This is a genomic window from Bradyrhizobium xenonodulans, assembly GCF_027594865.1.
Taxonomy (GTDB): domain Bacteria; phylum Pseudomonadota; class Alphaproteobacteria; order Rhizobiales; family Xanthobacteraceae; genus Bradyrhizobium; species Bradyrhizobium xenonodulans.
This window is the reverse complement of sequence record NZ_CP089391.1, coordinates 3,393,897-3,411,692: the sequence shown is the minus strand read 5'-3', so window position 1 is coordinate 3,411,692 and position 17,796 is coordinate 3,393,897. Positions and strand designations below refer to the sequence as shown.

The 17,796-nt window shown below is 64.9% G+C and carries 16 protein-coding genes; 5 read left to right on the top strand and 11 right to left on the bottom strand.

The genetic code is table 11. The features are described from left to right. The first annotated feature begins 395 nt into the window (after positions 1 to 395). On the top strand, positions 396 to 1,868 hold the full coding sequence (locus tag I3J27_RS15740) for an FAD-binding oxidoreductase (protein WP_270170938.1): 1,473 nt from the start codon (positions 396 to 398) through the stop codon (positions 1,866 to 1,868). A 36-nt stretch (positions 1,869 to 1,904) separates the two neighbouring features. Here I3J27_RS15740 and I3J27_RS15735 read toward each other — a convergent pair whose 3' ends face one another. Beyond that, positions 1,905 to 3,464 carry an acyl-CoA carboxylase subunit beta gene (locus tag I3J27_RS15735; RefSeq protein ID WP_270170933.1) on the bottom strand — a complete coding sequence of 520 codons (1,560 nt, stop codon included), beginning with the start codon at positions 3,462 to 3,464 and terminating at the stop codon, positions 1,905 to 1,907. After that, a complete protein-coding gene (locus I3J27_RS15730) occupies positions 3,394 to 4,368 on the bottom strand; it encodes an IclR family transcriptional regulator (RefSeq protein ID WP_270170931.1) in 975 nt (324 codons plus the stop codon). The genes I3J27_RS15735 and I3J27_RS15730 overlap by 71 nt, the downstream gene beginning before the upstream one ends. Positions 4,369 to 4,462: 94 nt before the next feature. Between I3J27_RS15730 and I3J27_RS15725 the strand changes: the two genes are divergently transcribed. From I3J27_RS15725 to glsA, 4 genes are all read left to right on the top strand, one after another. Then, positions 4,463 to 4,684: a biotin/lipoyl-containing protein gene (locus tag I3J27_RS15725; protein ID WP_014495968.1), complete on the top strand. Its 222-nt coding sequence runs from the start codon at positions 4,463 to 4,465 to the stop codon at positions 4,682 to 4,684. Between the two features lie 166 nt (positions 4,685 to 4,850). Beyond that, positions 4,851 to 6,017 (top strand): TAXI family TRAP transporter solute-binding subunit, encoded by a 1,167-nt coding sequence (locus I3J27_RS15720; RefSeq protein ID WP_270170924.1) that lies wholly within the window; start codon positions 4,851 to 4,853, stop codon positions 6,015 to 6,017. A gap of 245 nt (positions 6,018 to 6,262) precedes the next feature. Next, positions 6,263 to 8,335, top strand: a complete 2,073-nt coding sequence (locus I3J27_RS15715) for a TRAP transporter permease (RefSeq protein ID WP_270170922.1) — start codon at positions 6,263 to 6,265, stop codon at positions 8,333 to 8,335. A gap of 21 nt (positions 8,336 to 8,356) precedes the next feature. Continuing rightward, positions 8,357 to 10,204 carry a glutaminase A gene (gene glsA, locus I3J27_RS15710; RefSeq protein WP_270170920.1) on the top strand — a complete coding sequence of 616 codons (1,848 nt, stop codon included), beginning with the start codon at positions 8,357 to 8,359 and terminating at the stop codon, positions 10,202 to 10,204. A 169-nt stretch (positions 10,205 to 10,373) separates the two neighbouring features. Here glsA and I3J27_RS15705 read toward each other — a convergent pair whose 3' ends face one another. From I3J27_RS15705 to I3J27_RS15665, 9 genes are all read right to left on the bottom strand, one after another. Continuing rightward, entirely contained in the window at positions 10,374 to 10,676 is a 303-nt protein-coding gene (locus I3J27_RS15705; RefSeq protein WP_270170918.1) for a nucleoside triphosphate pyrophosphohydrolase family protein, read from the bottom strand. Between the two features lie 26 nt (positions 10,677 to 10,702). After that, positions 10,703 to 11,230: a carboxymuconolactone decarboxylase family protein gene (locus I3J27_RS15700; protein WP_270170916.1), complete on the bottom strand. Its 528-nt coding sequence runs from the start codon at positions 11,228 to 11,230 to the stop codon at positions 10,703 to 10,705. Between the two features lie 498 nt (positions 11,231 to 11,728). Further along, positions 11,729 to 12,088 carry a Zn-ribbon domain-containing OB-fold protein gene (locus I3J27_RS15695; protein WP_270170913.1) on the bottom strand — a complete coding sequence of 120 codons (360 nt, stop codon included), beginning with the start codon at positions 12,086 to 12,088 and terminating at the stop codon, positions 11,729 to 11,731. Next, positions 12,085 to 13,221 carry a thiolase family protein gene (locus tag I3J27_RS15690; RefSeq protein ID WP_270170876.1) on the bottom strand — a complete coding sequence of 379 codons (1,137 nt, stop codon included), beginning with the start codon at positions 13,219 to 13,221 and terminating at the stop codon, positions 12,085 to 12,087. Before I3J27_RS15690 ends, I3J27_RS15695 begins: the two co-directional genes overlap by 4 nt. Beyond that, positions 13,218 to 14,441 (bottom strand): CaiB/BaiF CoA transferase family protein, encoded by a 1,224-nt coding sequence (locus tag I3J27_RS15685; protein WP_270170874.1) that lies wholly within the window; start codon positions 14,439 to 14,441, stop codon positions 13,218 to 13,220. Before I3J27_RS15685 ends, I3J27_RS15690 begins: the two co-directional genes overlap by 4 nt. Positions 14,442 to 14,562: 121 nt before the next feature. Further along, a complete protein-coding gene (locus tag I3J27_RS15680; protein WP_270170872.1) occupies positions 14,563 to 14,769 on the bottom strand; it encodes a hypothetical protein in 207 nt (68 codons plus the stop codon). Positions 14,770 to 14,889: 120 nt separating this feature from the next. Next, entirely contained in the window at positions 14,890 to 16,059 is a 1,170-nt protein-coding gene (locus I3J27_RS15675) for an acetyl-CoA acetyltransferase (RefSeq protein ID WP_270170870.1), read from the bottom strand. 59 nt (positions 16,060 to 16,118) lie between these two features. Further along, a complete protein-coding gene (eda, locus tag I3J27_RS15670) occupies positions 16,119 to 16,769 on the bottom strand; it encodes a bifunctional 4-hydroxy-2-oxoglutarate aldolase/2-dehydro-3-deoxy-phosphogluconate aldolase (RefSeq protein ID WP_270170841.1) in 651 nt (216 codons plus the stop codon). Between the two features lie 27 nt (positions 16,770 to 16,796). After that, positions 16,797 to 17,777, bottom strand: a complete 981-nt coding sequence (locus I3J27_RS15665) for a sugar kinase (RefSeq protein WP_270170839.1) — start codon at positions 17,775 to 17,777, stop codon at positions 16,797 to 16,799. Between the last annotated feature and the right edge of the window lie 19 nt (positions 17,778 to 17,796).

Genomic DNA, 17,796 nt, shown 5'->3' with positions numbered 1-17,796 from the left:
AAAGCACTTCCCTGAAATCCTTGATCGGGGGCGAGCGTGAGGTTACCGCTGCCGATCGCCCGCCAGTCGCAGGCTGCAATATGGATATGGCCTTCTTAATCAACGCTTACGGGCAATCCGCAAACACGGACTGCAACAGGGCGGGATGTTCCATATCGAGAAGACATCATTAACGTCGGTTAAACGCGACCGTAGAGATCGGGGGGTATGAGGTATCCGGAGGGGGCCCGATACGATGCGCCGGCGCCAGCCCGCGCGGCCTCCGCGAGCCCGAGGGGGAGCGAGCCCGGCGGGTTCAAGCCACATTGCCGTTGGATTCCACGGCGCAAACGTGGACAATGCCCCCGAGCACGTCACGTGCGCAGTACACGCCAAGATGTACCCAGGGGAAGCAAATGCCGGTTGCCGTATCCTCCGAGCCCACCATCCCGACCGTTCCATTGAGTGCCAGGATGCGCGAATCATTGCGCGCGATCGTGGGCGAGAAGGGTCTTATCGAGGACGACCACGGCAAGCAGCCGTTCGTGACGGACTGGCGCGGATTGCTGGTAGGCGGTGCCGGCGCCGTCGTTCGTCCCGGCAGCACCGAGGAAGTCTCGAAAGTAGTCCGGCTCTGCCACGAGCACGGCGTCGCGATCGTGCCGCAGGGTGGCAACACCGGCCTGATGGGCGGCGCCACGCCCTGGCCGGCGCATACGGGCATCGTGTTGTCGATGGGCCGGATGAACCGCGTGCTGGACGTCGATCCCGTCGGTTACGCCATGACCGTCGAGGCCGGCTGCGTCCTGCAAACGCTGCAGGAGACCGCGAGCCAGCACGACAGGTTCCTGCCGCTCAGCCTTGGTGCCCAGGGCTCATGCATGATCGGCGGCAATCTGTCGACCAATGCCGGCGGCGTGCAGGTGCTCCGCTATGGCAATGCCCGTAATCTCGTGCTGGGGCTCGAAGTCGTGCTGCCGAGCGGCGATGTCTGGGACGGATTGCGCGCGCTCAAGAAGGACAACACGGGCTACGACCTCAAGCACCTCTTCATGGGCGCCGAAGGCACGCTCGGCATCATTACCAAGGCCGTCCTCAAGCTGTGGCCGGCGCCGAAGGACGTCTGCACGGCATGGCTGGCGATCCGCGATCCGCGCGCGGCGCTGGAGATATTGTCCGAGGCGCACGCGGCATCCGAGGACAATGTCAGCTCCTGCGAGCTGTTGAGCCGCGCCGCCATCGACCTGGCATTGCGCCACATTCCAGGAACCCAGGATCCGCTGAAAGCGGACACGCCCTGGTATCTCCTGCTTGAATGGTCATCTGCGCGGGCGCGCCCGGAGGGAACTGAGGGCATGTCCGAGAAGATGGAGCAGTTTCTGACCGATCAACTCGAAGCTGGCCACGTGCTGGATGCGGCGATCGCGCAGACGGTCAGCCAATCACGCAACATGTGGCACATCCGCGAAGCGATGGCCGAGGCGTCCCGGGCCGAGGGGCCGGGGCTGAGCTTCGATGTTTCGGTGGCGATCTCCCGGATACCCGATTTCATCGACAAGGGGCTCGAGGCCGTGCTCGACATTCTTCCGAGCATCCGCCCCTATCCTTTGGGGCATATCGGCGACGGCAATCTGCATTTCTCGTTCATGGGGCCCACAGGCATGGATCAGCAGACGCTGACCCAATACAAGGCCGCCATCACGCGGGCCGTGAACGATCTCGTCACCTCCATGGGCGGCTCGATCTCGGCGGAGCACGGCATCGGCATCGACAAGCTCGACGAGCTCAACCACTACCGGTCGAAGACCGAGCTCGACATCATGCGCACCATCAAGCGCGCGCTCGACCCGCAGAACATCATGAATCCGGGCAAGGTGCTGCGGCTGTGACCGCAATGACGGTTGTGTTCGCCACGACAGCCGGGCCTACGGCCTGATCGAAAAGTTCTCCGGCGGCCCCGGCTTTCGCAACGGCTCCGCCAATCGCGCGAACTCGCACAGCAGCGAGCGCGTCTTGCGGGGATCGATGATCTCCTCGACCCAGAACTTTTCGGCCGAGCGGAACGGCGAGCGCAGCTTGTTGAGGCGGCCCTGAATTTCCTCCAGCTTCGACGCCTTGTCCTCGGCCGCATCGATGTCGGCGCGGTAGGCGGCTTCGATGCCGCCTTCAAGCGGCAGCGACCCCCAATAGGCCGACGGCCAGGCGTAGCGGATCGAGAAGCGGTCGGCGGGCTGATGCACGACACCGGCAACACCAAACGCGTTGCGCAGGATCACGGTACACCAGGGCACGGTGGTCTGGTTGACCGCGGCCATGGCGCGGACGCCGTGGCGGATGGTGGCCGCCTTCTCGGCATCGAGACCGATCATGAAGCCCGGGCAATCCATGAGATAGACGATCGGCAGGTGGAAGGTCTCGGCGAAGTCGACCCAGCGTACCACCTTCTGGCAGGCATCCGCCGTCCAGGAGCCGCCATAGTGAAAGCTGTCGCTGGCGAGCACCATCACCGCCCTGCCCTCGAGCCGCGCCAGACCGACGATGATGGGCTTGCCGAAATTCTTTGCGACCTCGAAGAACGAACCCTTGTCGACGACCTGTTCGACGATGGGGCGCATCTTGTAGACCTGCTTGCGGTTGCGCGGCACCGCGTTCATCAGCGCCTCGTCGCTGCGCTCGGGATTGTCGGCACAGGGCAAGGTCGGCGGCAGCTCGTAGACTGACGACGGCAGGTAAGACAGGAAGCGCCGCGCGCAGGCAAAAGCCTCCTCCTCGGTGTCGACGGCATGGTCGACCGCGCCGGCGCGGGTCTGGATGTCGGCGCCGCCGAGCTCCTCCTTCGAGAGGTCCTGCCCCAGCGCCTTCACCACCGGCGGCCCCGCGACGAACATCGCGGATTTTCGCGTCATGATGGAATAGTGGCTGGCGGCGAGGCGCGCGGCACCTAACCCTGCGACCGAGCCGAGGCCGAGCGCAACGACCGGTACGCGCGAGAGGTTCTCGGTCGTGAAGCGATACCAGCGGGTGCCGCCGATACCTCCAGGCAAATTCGCCGCGCCCTTGGTCTCGATGGTCTTGACCGAGCCGCCGCCGCCGGATCCCTCAATGATGCGGACGATGGGCAGACGGAAGTCATGCGCCATCTCCTCCGCCATCAGAGGCTTTGCCGAGATCGACGCATCGGCCGAGCCGCCGCGGACCGTAAAATCGTCGCCGACCACCACGATCGTGCGGCCGTCGACGCGCGCGCGGCCGAACACGCAGTTCGCCGGCGTCAATTTCTGCAACTCGCCGCTGGAATCGTACTCGCCGATGCCGGAGACGGCACCGATCTCGTGAAAGCTGCCCTTGTCGGTCAGTCTGTCGATACGCTCCCGAACAGTCAGTCGGCCCTGGTCATGCTGACGCTTGACCTTGTCAACGCCGCCCATCTCCCGCGCGAAGGCTTCGCGCCGGGCGAGCTCGTCGAGTTCCGGCTTCCAGTTCATTCACTCCCTCCGAATTGATCGGCTTGTTATTGTTGTGCACGGCCATTGCGACCGGTTTACGCGAGATGCGGTTGTTGAAGACGTCGCCTTCGGCGCCTTCGACCAAGCTGGCCAGCGACCGGCCCAGTTCGACCATCAGCGGCGCGACCTCCGCATGCAGGCGGTGCTCGTCGTACATCGAAGACAGAAGGCCGATCGTGATGACGACGAAGGTCTGATATTGCGGCGACCAGATCGGCACCGCGAGCCCGTTGATGTGCGGGCTCCAGAGACCGCAGGCGACGACATAGCCACGCTCGCGCAACGACTGCCGGTTGGCCTCGATGCGGGGCTTCAGGATCTTTGCAGCCTCGGGGGCTTCCCGTTCCATGTCCGCGATGAAGGCATCGCCGACTTCCGGCGCCAGCGCCGCGGTGTAGGCCGCGCCCGCGGCAGTCGAGGCCATCGAGATGCGACTGCCCGTGCCCTCGTGCAGGCCGAGTGCGGCCGCCGAGCGCGCGAATTGCACATAAACGAGATTGAAGCGATCGGGCACGACCAAGCCGACAGTGCCCGGCAATTGCTCGGCGACTTCCTGGAGCCGCTGGCGGATCATGCTGCGCAGCTGCGCGCCCTTCATCATCGAGGCGCTCATCGCAACCGCGCTCGGGCCGATGCGATACTTTTGATCACGCGGCAGGTAGACGAGCTGACCCATCCGCGTCAGCGTGTGCGTGAGCCGCGACACCGTCGAGCGCGGCAGGCCGCAGCGATTCGAAATCTCGAGATTGCCGAGCCGCGCCTCGTGGCCCTCGAAGCATCGCAACACGTCGAACGCGCGCGACACCACCTGGATGACATCACCCTCGCCGGCGTCGCCAGCGAGCGCACCTTGCCTACTCAACCGCTCTGAACGTCGTCCCATGTTCCCTACCAGCTGTTCCGCTCTGCGGAATTAAATTCCGCTTGCAGACGACGCTACCTCAGGCATTTTGCGACGACAACAAAAAGGCGATGGCATGCCAGAAATTAAGATTGTCACGGAGGTCGCGGGCCGCATCTGCGCAACTCCCGTGCAAGTTGGAGGAACCGTTGCGGATGGCGATGACGTTGTAGTGGTCGAAGCGATGAAGATGGAGATACCGGTGCCCTCGCCCGCGAGCGGCACGATTACGTCGCTCCTTGTGAAACTCGACGACGTCGTTGCCGAGGGACAGGCGATCGCGATTGTCGCGAACTGAGAACATTAACTGCGGATTCCGCGACAATCTGTCAGTCGCATTCCCGCATGCTCCGGACGGCGTTGCCATCGCTTGATCGCGATGACATGATCGGCTGCAAACAAAACGTTGTTTCAAACAAAGAAAGAAAATCTTCGCGACAAAGCGGGGATCGTTGGAGGGAAACATGCTTCGTGGGCTGCTCGTGCTCGCGCCTGCCTTGGTTGCGGGCATTTCTTTTGCGTCTACACGCTACTCGTTCGCCGAGGACGTCAAGCTGCCGGCGACGTTGACGTTCACCGCCTATGACACCGGCACCGCCGGGTTCAACATCGCGGTCGGCGTCGGCAAGATGATGAAGGACAAGTTCGGCACCGACGTGCGCGTGCTCCCCGCCGGCAACGACGTCGCGCGGCTTGCGCCGCTGCGTGCCAAGCGCGCGGCGTCCGCGGCGATGGGATCGGGGACCTATTTCGCGCAGGAGGGCGTGTTCGAGTTCGGCTCCAGGGAATGGGGGCCGCAGCCACTCCAGATCCTGCTCTCGACCGTCGACTGCAATTGCGGCTCGCTCGCGGTTGCCGCCGACACCGGCGTCAAGGAGCTGAAGGACCTCAAGGGCAAGCGCGTCGGATTCGTGGTCGGCTCGCCGGCGCTGAACCAGAACTCGCTCGCCGTGCTCGCCTTCGCCGGCCTGACGCAGAAGGACGTCAAGGTCGTCGAATTCGCAAGCTACGGCGCAATGTGGAAGGGCCTGATCAACAACGACACCGATGCCGCGTTCGGCACCACCATCACCGGCCCCGCCAAGGAAGCCGAGACCTCGCCGCGCGGCCTGGTCTGGCCGCCCTTGCCCGCCAAGGACAAGGAGGGCTGGGCGCGGATGCAGAAGGTCGGCTCGTTCTTCTTCCCGCAAGTCGCAACCTGCGGCGCCGGCATCACGCCGGAGAAGCCGATCGAGCTCGGCAACTATCCCTATCCGATCTTCGTCACCTATGCTTCGCAGCCGGCGGATCAGGTCTATGCCATCACCAAGGCGATGATCGTGAACTACGATGCCTACAAGGACTCCGCGCCCGGCGCCGGCGGTCTCGCGGCCGACCGGCAGACCAAGAACTGGGTGGTGCCGGTGCATCCCGGCGCGGTGAAGGCGCTGAAAGAGGCCGGGCAATGGAGCGACGCGCAGGAGGCGCACAACACCAGGCTGATCAAGCGCCAGGAGGTGCTCGGCGCAGCGTGGGCCGATTACGGCAAGTCCAATCCGCCCGCGGATGACAAGACGTTTCTCGAGGGATGGATGAAGGCGCGCGCGGCGGCGCTCGCAAAGGCCGGTATGCCGAACGGCTTCGAGGATTAGTCTCCTATGAGAACGGGCGCGAGAGTCTCCACGATGGAGGTGCGCGCCCTCTCCCGCTTGTGGGAGAGGGTTGGGGTGAGGGTGTCTCCACGGCGGGGCTCCCCCAGAGGAAGGAGCCCTCACCCGCCGCTTCGCGGCGACCTCTCCCGCAAGCGGGAGAGGTTAAGCGAGCCCGCGGCCCGATCGATTCAAACAACAGCCATTCGTATTCGTTAGCGTTTCATAGCCTACGCGCGGGGTCGACCATGTCGTCTGCTTCAATTTCCGACCCTCAAGACCAGCCCAAGCGGATCGTGTTCGACGATCCGCACGGCGCCGCCGCCAACATGCAGGAAGCGGAAGTCACGCGCGTCCGCACGCTGCGCGGCGCCTGGCGCTGGACGCTCGTGGTCGCGACCGCGGCGACCATCCTGCTCTGCATCAACCAGCAATTCTCGCTGCGTTTCTTCGTCGGCTACACCCAGCTCAATACGGAGTATTTTTACCTCCTCATCGCCTTGATGCTGCCCTTCACCTTCCTGATCTTCCCGGGCACCGAGCGCGCGCCGCTCGACCGCATTCCCTGGTACGACCTCGTCTTCTTCGTCGTGACCTTCGCGGCGGCGCTGCTGTTGATGTCGAACGTGCGCAAGGCGGCGGAGGCCGGCTGGGAATTCGGCGGCGCGCCCAACAGCGTGATCGCCGCGGGCCTCGTGATGTGGGTGATGCTGATGGAGGCGCTGCGCCGCACCGGCGGCTGGAGCCTGCTGCTCAGCGTGCTTCCCTTCACAGTCTATCCGCTGTTCGCCGAGTCCGGCTGGCTCGGGCCGTTCCGCGGCACGCAGTCGACGCTGGAGCAGGCGACCGCCTATCACGTGCTGTCGGGCGAGAGCCTGCTCGGCATTCCCATCCAGGCCTTTGCCGACACCGTGATCGGCTTCCTCGTGTTCGGCACTGCGCTGATGATGACGGGTGCCGGAAAGTTCTTCATCAACCTCGCCTTCGCACTGTGCGGCACCTTCCGCGGCGGCGCCGCAAAAGTCTGCATCTTCGCCAGCGGCCTACTCGGCATGATGTCGGGCTCGATCATTTCCAACGTGCTCACCGCCGGCACCATGACCATCCCCGTCATGAAGAAGAGCGGCTTTCGCGCATCGTATGCGGGCGCGATCGAGGCTTGCGCCTCCACCGGCGCGGTGCTGGCGCCGCCGGTGATGGGTGCGACCGCCTTCGTGATCGCGCAATTCCTTAATGTCAGCTACGCCGATGTCGCGCTCGCGGCGATCATTCCCGCCGCGCTCTATTACATCGGCCTGTTCATGCAGGTCGATTCCTATGCCGCCCGTCACGGGCTCAAGGGCATTCCGCGCGCCGAGCTGCCGCGGGTGATGGATACGATCAAGGACGGCTGGTATTACGTCTTCGTCATCGCATTGCTGATCGTGATGCTGCTCTACTTCAAGCGCGAGAGCCATGCGCCGTTCTATGCCACCGCGCTGCTGCTGGTGCTCAACCAGCTCTTTTCCAAGGACACGCGCTGGACGCTCGGCACCATCGGCAAATTCCTCGAGGTCAACGGCCGCACCTTCGTCGAGCTGGTCGGCATCCTCGCTGGCTGCGGCCTCCTGATCGGCGCGTTCTCCATGACCGGCGTGGTGTCGAGCCTTGCCAACGATCTCTTGACGCTCGCCGGCGACAACGCGCTCCTGCTGCTCGGCATGTGCGCCCTCACCAGCCTGATCCTCGGCCTCGGGCTGACGACGACGGCATGCTACATCTTCCTCGCCATCCTGGTCGCGCCCGCGCTGGAGAAGCTCGGGCTGAACAAGATGGCCGTGCACATGTTCATCTTCTACTGGGGCATGCTGTCGTCGATCACCCCGCCGGTCGCGATCGCCTCCTTCGCAGCCGCGGGCATTGCCGGCTCGCCGGCGATGAAGACCGGCTGGGAATCGATGTGGGTCGGTAGCATCATCTATTTCATCCCGTTCTTCTTCGTGCTCAATCCGGCGCTGGTGCTGCAGGGGCCGAGCCCGTATCTGGCCGGCCTCGGCCTGATGGCGCTCGCCGCGTTCGGCACGCTGTTCATCTGCGGCGGCATCCAGGGCTACCAGCCCTTCGTCGGCGATCTGCGCGGCGCCGGCAGCCTGGAATGGCCGATCCGCGTGCTGCTGGTGATCGGCGGCTTCGTGGTGGCCACGCCCGGCGGCGGGATCATGCCGCTGTCGCAGATGCAGGTGACGCTGCTTGGCCTTGCCATTCTCGTGCCGACAGTCTTGCTGGCCCTGCTGCTGGTCCGACGACAGACCGTGGTCCCGGACGGGTTGCGCGCACCCTGATTGCGTTGCACAAGTGAGGCGATGAAACCGCTCTCGCCTCTCGCCTCCGCCTGGACCCGCTCGAAACCGCCTTTGCTGCGGTTTCTGGACAATTGCCTCAACGAATTCTCCGCCGAGACCTCAGGCGCGGTCGCCGACTACATTCCCGAGCTGAGCAAAGCCGACCCTGCCTATTTCGGCATCAGCCTCGCGACACTGGACGGCCATGTCTACGAGGTCGGCGACTCCAGGGTGCCCTTCACCATCCAGTCGATGTCGAAGCCGTTCGTGTTCGCGCTGGCGCTGGACCTGCTCGGTGCAGGCAAGGTCGAGAGCGCGATCGGCGTCGAACCCTCGGGCGATCCCTTCAACTCGATCCGGCTCAATTCCGAGAACCATCCGTTCAACCCGATGGTCAATGCCGGCGCGATCGCCTGCACCGGGCTGATCTACGACAGCAAGGGCTCGGATGCCTTCGAGCAGATCCGGCTTGCGCTCGGCCGCTTTGCGGGACGCGACCTCGCCGTGGACGAGGCTGTCTACGCCTCCGAAAGCCAGACCGGCGACCGCAACCGCGCCATCGGTTATCTGCTCAAGACCAACGCGGTGATCTCGGACAATGTCGCCGGCGTCCTCGACGTCTATTTCCGGCAGTGCGCGGTGCTGGTCACCGCGCGCGACATCGCGGTGATGGCGGCGACGCTCGCCAACCGCGGCATCAATCCGGTGACGGGCGAACAGGTGCTGACGCCTTACGCGATCTCGCGCACGCTCTCGGTGATGACCTCGTCAGGCATGTACGACTATGCCGGCGAATGGATCTACCGGATCGGCATCCCCGCCAAGAGCGGCGTCGGCGGCGGCATTTTGGCAGCGCTCCCTGCCCGCCTCGGCCTCGGCAGCTATTCGCCCAAGCTCGACAAGCACGGCAACAGCGTGCGCGGCATCAAGGTCTGCGAAGCCCTGTCCTCGCATTACGATTTGCACATGCTCAACCGCAGCGACGACGCCCGCAACGCCGTCATCGCCGACTACGACATCGGCAAGAGCCCGTCGCGACGTGTCCGCCGGCAGCAGGAGCGCGAGATCCTGGCGGCGCATGAGCAGGAGGTGCGTGTCATCGAGCTGGTCGGTACGCTGTCGCTGTCGGCGGTCGACTATGTTTCACGGCGGCTGGCGGGACGGCCGCGACCGCAATTCGTGATCTTCGATCTGCACCGCGTCACCTCCACCACCCGCGCCGGCGCGCGACTCGTCGCCGAAGCGTTCGAGGAGCTGGCGGCGCTGAACGTCACCGTGGTGCTGTCGGGCGTCAGGCGGGCGTCCAAAGAGTGGAACACGTTGCGGGAATGGACCGCGGAGCTGAAAAACGTCCGCGACTTCTACCTGCTCGACACCGCGATCGAATGGGCCGAAGACCAGATCGTCTACCGCTATGGCGGCTCGATCGATTTTCACGAGACCACCGAGCTTGCCGAGCAGCCGCTGCTATCAGGCATGACCGAGGAAGAGCTGACCGACCTCGCCTCGATCTGCACGATCAGGACCTATCGGTCCGGCACGAAGATCATCACGACAGGCGATCCTGCCGATTCCCTGTTCTTCCTGCGCAGCGGCGCGGTCCATGTGACGTTGCCGGACGGCGTCAGGCTGGCGACGCTCACCGCCGGCATGGCCTTCGGCGAGATGGCGCTGCTGGAGGCGACGCGCTCGGCCGATGTGTTTGCCGACATGGCGGCGACGGCGTTCGAAGTCCCCCTGAAAGATTTCGAACGTTTCCGCAAGCAGCACCCGCGCGCCAGCGAGCGCATCATGCGCAATCTCGCCCAGTTGCTCGCCGATCGCCTGATCGTCGCCAACGCCAAGGTGGATATCCTGACCTCGACGTGAGCCGCGCCCGCTCACCTCTCCCGTAGGGAGAGGTCGGGTCGCATCGAAGATGCGATCCGGGTGAGGGGTTACAGTCTATATTCTGAGTAGCCCCCTCACCCGGATTGCTGCGCAATCCGACCTCTCCCCGACGGGGAGAGGTGGACAGAGGCCTTCTCGGCATCATAGCTCAGCGGCTTGCCGCCTCGCTGATCCGCCGCTTGATCTTGGCGGCGCTGGCCTCGAGCAATCCGGACGGCTGCTGGCCGGTCGCGGCGCACAGGCAGGCCCAGTAATAGATGACATCGCCGAGCTCTTCGACGAGACCCGCCTTGTCGAGCCAGTCGTCGCGCAACAGCTTCTTGATGTGCTCGGCAACCTCACCGGATTCGCCGGCGAGGCCGAGCCCGAGATAAGAGAGCCGCTCGTTCGAGGGATGTTCATCGACTTTCGCAACGCTTGCCGCCCAAGCCGCATATTCATCGATCGTCATGACCATCCCTCGCAGCTTGCGCCTGATCAGCCCACCACTTCGGTGACGGGCTGGAGATCGATCTCGAACGTCTCAAGGAATTTTGACGTCATGATGTAGAAACCGACCGAGAGCTGGAGCTCGACCAGCGCGGCCGGGGTCAGCTTCGCCGCGATCGCCTTGAAGGTCGCATCCGTCGGCTTGTTCAATTTCACGATCTCGTCGGTGAAGGCGAGCGCGGCGCGCTGCGTCTCGTCAAAGCACTTGGCCGCCTGCCAGTTCTCGAGCGCCTCGTTCTGCTCATCGGTGACCCCGACATTCTTGCCGATGCGCTTGTGCGCGACGATCTCGTACGGCGCCTCGCACAAAATGCCGGTGCGCGTGATCGCGAGCTCGCGCACGATTGGATCGAGCTCGCCCTTGTGGCGGATGGCGCCGCCGAGACGGCAGTACTGCTCGAAATAGCTCGGCGAGTGCGCCATCATCCGGAAGATGTTGGCGTTGCGGTTCTTGTCGAGAATTTCGCGGGTGCGGTCGGATGCCTTAAACGGGTCGCTGTAGTCGATACGGGCCATGATTTTCCTTGAGTTTTTTGTCTTGGGCCTTTGATGCTTTTTGTCGTGAGCCGGATAAGTTCCACGAAACTCTATTCTTGCGCGACCGCAGGAGCAACATCATCGAGTCAAAATGCCGCCGCATTGCTGATCGACCTTGGTACAGTCGATATTCGCCGCGTGGGGACACATCGCGGCGCGTACTCGCAAATGGGGTGTTCCGAGTAAAATAATTGGCCATTGGGTGCGCTAGCCGCACAACGATGAGTCACGCCCAAGTCTAGGGAGAAAAGGCATGAAGGAAGCCACCAAGGGGGCGGCCTCGGAAGCGCTTGCGCATATGCTGGCGGTGATGGCGATGCTCGTCATCGCCAGCATCTTGTTCTACGGGCGTTAGGTAAGAGTTGTGTGAGAGTTTTCGTCATTCCGGGGTGGCTGTCGCACAGGCCAGGCCCAGAATACCCGTTCCAGGCTCGGTCCTTTGGACCGCCCCCGAATGACGAATCCCTCTGAGCGCCGTCACGATACCTTCGTGAAGTACGGCACGAGCTTGCCGGCAAACGGCCTGAAGCTCGCGGTGACGGCATCGCCGATGGCAATCTCGTTATCGCCATGCGCCATCATGCGAAAACCCTCGGCGCAATCGACCAGCAGGATGTTATAGGGCACGTGTGCGCGCGTCTCGGGCGTGGCGGCGCGGCAGACCAAAGAGGTCGCGTACACCCTGCCATTGCCGCTGGCGCGCGCCTCGCGCGGGTCGGCGGTTCCACACGCAGCGCAGAAGGCGCGGTGGACATACTGCAGATGGCCGCATGAGCTGCAGGTCTGAAAGGTGATGGCCTGCTCGCCCCTGGTCCAGTCCACGATTCGCTCGCTCATCGCACCTGCTCCAGAAACATGCTGACATGGGACGACAGCACGCCGCCGTCGCCGTGCAAGAGCGCGATAGACGCATCGTGCACCTGGCGGCCGGCTGCCCGCCCCGTCATCTGCAAATGCGCCTCGACCAGATGCGCCATGGCGCCGCCGACGCCGCAATGGCCGTAGCTGAGCAGGCCGCCATGGGTGTTGAGCGGCATCGCGCCGTCACGGCCGAAATGGCCCGCGCGCACGCGGGCGGCCGCCTCGCCGCGGCCGGCAAGACCGAGGTCTTCCAGCAGCATCGCGAGCGTGATGGTAAAACTGTCGTAGATCGCGGCGTAGCGTACGTCGGAGATCGCAAGACCCGTGGCCTCCTTCGCGCGCGCGACGGAGATTTCGGCGCCGAGCTCGCTCAGTGCCGGCGCGGCCGTGACGTGCTGGTGGGTGTGGGCCTGCGCGCAACCGCGGATGCGCACGCCTCGTTCTCCCGTCCGCTCACGGCTGATGACGAAGGCCGCGCCGCCGTCGGACACCGGGCAGCAGTCGAGCAGCTTGAGCGGCATCGCCACCGGCTTCGAGGCCATGACGTCGGCAACCGTGATGGATTCGTGAAATTGCGCGCCGGGATGGGTACAGGCGTGAGCACGCATCAGCACCGCGAATTCGGCGAGATCTTCTTCGGTCACGCCATATTCGTGCATGTATCTGTTAGCGACGAGGCCGTAATAGGCGGGAATGGTCGGCCCTAGCGGCACCTCGTAATCGGGATGGCCAACCTGGGCCAGCGCCTGGATCGAGGCATCGCGGCTCTGCCCGGTCAGGCGGTTCTCGCCGGCGACGACCAGCACGTTGCGACAGACGCCTGCCTCGACGAGGTGATGGGCGAGCATCGTCATGGCGAGCCCCGTGGCGCCGCCGACCTGCACGGCATGCGCGTAGGACGGACGGATGCCGAAATGCTCGGCGAACACGGTCGCCAGCATGATGTGCGGCGAGACGGTGGAGTAGCCGCAGAGGATACCGTCGATCTCGGCGCGCTTCAGCCCGGCATCGTCGAGCGCGGCTTGCGCGGCCTCGCTCATCAGGTCGAGCGAGGACGAGCCTTCGTGCTTGCCGAAAGATGTGAGGCCGACGCCGGTGATGAAGCTCATGGGCGCACCTCGGCATCGTCATTCCGAGGCGCCGACCGTGTGACGCCGTCGCGGACCATGGCGTCGATCTCGTCCTGGGAGTAGCCGATCTCGCGCAGGATCTCCGCGCCGTGCTCGTTGAGCCGGGGCGCCAGCCTGGCAGGCTCGGCCTCGGTCTCCGACCAGGTCGCCGTCACCTTCATGCTGCGGATCTGGCCTTCGGTCGGGTGGTTCACGACCGGAAAGAAATTCGTCGCCTCCAGATGCTCGTCGTGCAGGATCGACGCGAGGTCGTGCATCGGCATCACGGGCACGTCGGCCTTGGTCAGAAGCGCGATCCATTCTGCCGTGGTGCGCGTCTCGAAGATGCGTGCGAGCTCGGCATAGACGACGTCGATGTTGGCGGCGCGCCCCGCAAAGGTTGCGAATTTGGGGTCAGTGCGCAGATCGTCGCGGCTGGTTGCCTTGAAGAAGTTCTCCCACTGCTTGTCGTTGTAGACGATGACGCTGAGATAGCCGTCCGCGGTCTTGTAGGGCCTGCGGTCGCGCGAGAGATGGCGGGCATAGCCACCCTTGTCGAGCGGCGGCTCGTAGGTGAGCCCGCCCATGTGATCGCCCATGACGAAGCCGGCCATGGTCTCGAACATCGGGATGTCGACGCGCTGGCCGCGGCCGGTGCGGTCGCGGTGCACGAGGCTGGCACAGATCGCGCCGACGGCGGTAAGACCGACGATGCGGTCGACCAGCGCATTCGGCACATAGCGCGGCACGCCGTCGCCGGTCTGCGCCATCAATGCAGGGAGCGCCGTGGCGCCCTGGATCAGATCGTCGTAAGCGGGCTTGGCCGCATAGGGGCCGTCCTGGCCGAAGCCGAACACGCCGGCATAGACCAGGCGCGGATTGATCGTGGAGACGACATCGTAGCCGAGTTGAAGCCGCGCCATCGCCTGCGGGCGGACGTTGTAGACGAGCACATCGGCATCCTTCAGCAGCCGCAGCACGGCCTCGCGTCCCGCGGGCTTCTTCAGGTCGAGGCAGATCGAGCGCTTGCTGCGGTTGGTGTTGAGGAACACCGGGCCCATGCCGGCGTGCCGCATCGGACCAATCAGCCGGGTGACGTCGCCGTCGAGCGATTCCACCTTGATGACATCGGCACCGTAGTCGCCGAGCATCTGGGTCGCGTAGGGACCCATCAGCACGGTGGTCATATCGACGACCTTGATGCCCTTCAGCGGCCCCATCCGTTCGCTCCCGATTGCGCGGGGTCTCGAAGCGGCCCCGCGATTTCAGTCCAGCTAAAGGCAGCGCCGCTGCGCGCGCAAGGGCGGCCGGGGTATGGCCGCATGCGCGGCGGTGCGTCCGCTATTTCTTCTGGCGGGATTCGCGGATCTTGATCAGACGGTCGAGTTCGTCGTTCTGCTGGTTGATGCGGTCGGCGATCCGCGACTCGTTCTGCTCACCCGAGGCTGCCGCGGCCTGCTCGATGAGCTGGCGGATATTGTCCTCGAGGATCGCGATGCGATCGTTGAGTGCGTCGAGAGAGAGTGAGTCTTCGTAGTCATTGCTCATGATGCACGTCTCGCCAATCAATCAGGAGCCGTAGGGTGAGCCAAGCGAAGCGGGCCCACCATGATCTAACGCAAGGAAAAGGTGGGCACGGCGCTTGCGCGCCTTGCCCACCCTACAAGACTACTTCAGCGGCTCGAGTACCGAAACGTAGTTGGCCACCGCCGCGCCGCCCATGTTGAAGATGCCGCCGAGCTTGGCGTTCTTGAGCTGCATGCCCTCGGGCGCCTGCCCTGCAAGCTGCATCGCGGTCATGACGTGCATGGAGACGCCGGTGGCGCCGATCGGATGGCCCTTGGCCTTGAGGCCGCCTGACGGATTGACCGGCAGCTTACCGTCCTTGAGCGTCCAGCCCTCCTTGATGGCGCGGGCGCCCTGCCCCTTCGGCGTCAGGCCCATCGCTTCGTATTCGATCAGCTCGGCAACGGTGAAGCAGTCATGGGTCTCGACGAAGGAGAGATCGGTGAGCGCAACGCCCGCCTTCTCCAGCGCGCGCTGCCAGGCGACCGTGCAGCCCTCGAACTGGAGGATGTCGCGCTTGGACATCGGCAGGAAGTCCTGGGCGTGCGCCGTGGCGCGGAAGCCGATCGACTTGTTCATGGTCTTGGCCGTCTCGGCATCGGCCAGCACGAGGGCGGCGGCGCCGTCGGAGACCAGCGAGCAGTCGGTCCGCTTCAGAGGGCCGGCAACGTAAGGGTTCTTCTCGCTCTCGGCGCGGCAGAAGTCGAAGCCAAAATCCTTGCGCATCTGGGCGAAGGGATTGGCGACGCCGTTCTTGTGGTTCTTGGCCGCGATGAGCGCCAGCGCATCGGACTGGTCGCCGTATTTCTGGAAGTAGGAGCTGGCGATCTTGCCGAACACGCCGGCAAAGCCGCCGACGGTGTCGCCGTCCTCGGGCAGGTAGGACGCCTTGAGCAGGTACTTGCCGATCTCCGGGCCTGGCGTGCGCGTCATCTGCTCGACGCCGACGACCAGCACGATCTTCGCCGCGCCTGCGGCGATCGCGCGCAGGCCCTGATGCACGGCGGCCGAGCCCGTGGCGCAGGCGTTCTCGACCCGGGTCGCCGGCTTGAAGCGCAGCTTCGGGTCGGCCTGCAGCACCAGCGAGGCGGTAAAATCCTGCGGCGAGAAGCCGGCGTTGAAATGGCCGAGCACGATCTCGTCGACGTCACCGGCCGAAATACCGGCATCCGCCAGCGCCTCGTTGGTCACGCGGGTGACGAGGCTTTCGACGGTTTCGGTGTCGAACTTGCCGAACGGCGTATGCGCCCATCCGACGATGCTGGCGGTCATGGTCTCTTCTCCCTGGGGTCTCTTCCTGAGCTAAGTCTTAGCGCAGGGATGGCAAGACTTCACGCCGGTTTAAGGGCCTGGAGGGTGCGCTGGCAGATGGCAGTTATGCCGGCCCAGTTCCCCGCCTTGATCTCCGCCGTCGGGCAGAGCCAGGAACCGCCGACCGCGACGACGTTGGGCTCGGCGAGCCAGGTCGCCGCATTGGCCTCACCGACCCCGCCGGTCGGGCAGAACCGCACATTCGGGAACGGCCCAGCGAGGGCGCGCAGGCCCTTGATGCCGCCGGCCTGCTCGGCCGGGAAGAATTTTGCGACGTCGAGGCCATAGGACAGCGCCATCATCAGTTCGGAGGCGGTCGCGATGCCCGGCGCGAACGGCAGGGAGCTGTGAGCGGCGACCTTGAGGAGATCGGGGGTCAGGCCCGGGCTGATGCCGAATGCGACGCCGAGCTTCTCGACACGGGTGAAGTCGGCCGGATTGAGAATGGTGCCGATGCCGACGACCGCCTCTGGGACCTCGGCCATCATCGCCCTCGCCGCCTCGATCGCCACGGGGGTGCGCATCGTCACCTCCAGCGTGCGGACGCCACCGGCCACCAGCGCACGCGCCAGCGGCACGGCATCATGGATACGCTCGATGGTCAGAACGGGAATGACGGTCGCGGCTTTGAGCAGCGCAGCGAGGTGGTTCTGTTGGGCAGTCGTGGTCATCTGTTGATCTAACCTTGGGTCTCGATCTTACTTGGTGGCTTGGCGAGAGGTCGCCGGCCGGTGCCGTTTCTTCGGGGGCATGGCATAGCCCGGAATGATGGCGCCGGGATAGCAGATCACGAGGCTGGCGAGGCGATGCCCGGCCTGGGCCGCCTCCACCGGATCCGCGCCGCCGAGCCGGGCCGCGATATAGGCCGCGGCAAAGCTGTCGCCGGCCGCCGTGGTATCAACGACGGGTTTTGTCATTGGTTCGGCGCGGACCTCGCTGGTCCCGCCGGGGAAGCGCAGCAGGCTGACGGGCTCGGCCAGCCGGAACACCAGTTCCGGCGTGGGGATGCGCGCCATCAACTGATCTTGGCTCTCGCCGGGATGGAGCGCGAGCAGATCCTCGGTCGAGGTCAGCACGATGTCGGCGGCGTCAAAGGCCGTGGCAAACACCTCGCGCGCCACGTCGCGATCGGGCCAGCCCCGGGCGCGAAAATTGGTGTCGAACACGAAGCGGGTGCCGAGCAGGCGCGCCCGCTTGATCGCCGCGAACAGGCGCTCGCGTCCCGGCGCGTCGTAGATCGAGAGCGTGATCGCGGAGAGATAGACGATGTCGTAGCTCATCAGCGAGTTGAGCAGCTCGTCCGTCTCCGGCAGGCTCATCAGCTGGCGGGCTGCCGCACTGTCGCGCCAGTGGAAGAACTGGCGCTCGCCCTTCGCGTCCGTCTGGATCATGTAGAGGCCGGGCAGCTTGCCCGGCAGCCGCACGACCCGCCTTGTCCCGACGCTCTCCGCATTCCAGGCCGCGATCATCTCATCGCTCAGGGCGTCATCGCCGAGCGCAGTGAGATAGTCGACCTTGACCTCGAGCCGCGCCAGATACACCGCCGTGTTGAGGGTGTCGCCACCAAAGCCGCGCGAGTACAGCCCACCGCCCTGCCCGGCAGATTGCCCGGAGGAATGTCCCCCCTGGGCCTGCCGGAGCTCAACCATGCATTCGCCGATGCAAGCCACGCTCGCCATCGTCATATCCACTCTGTTC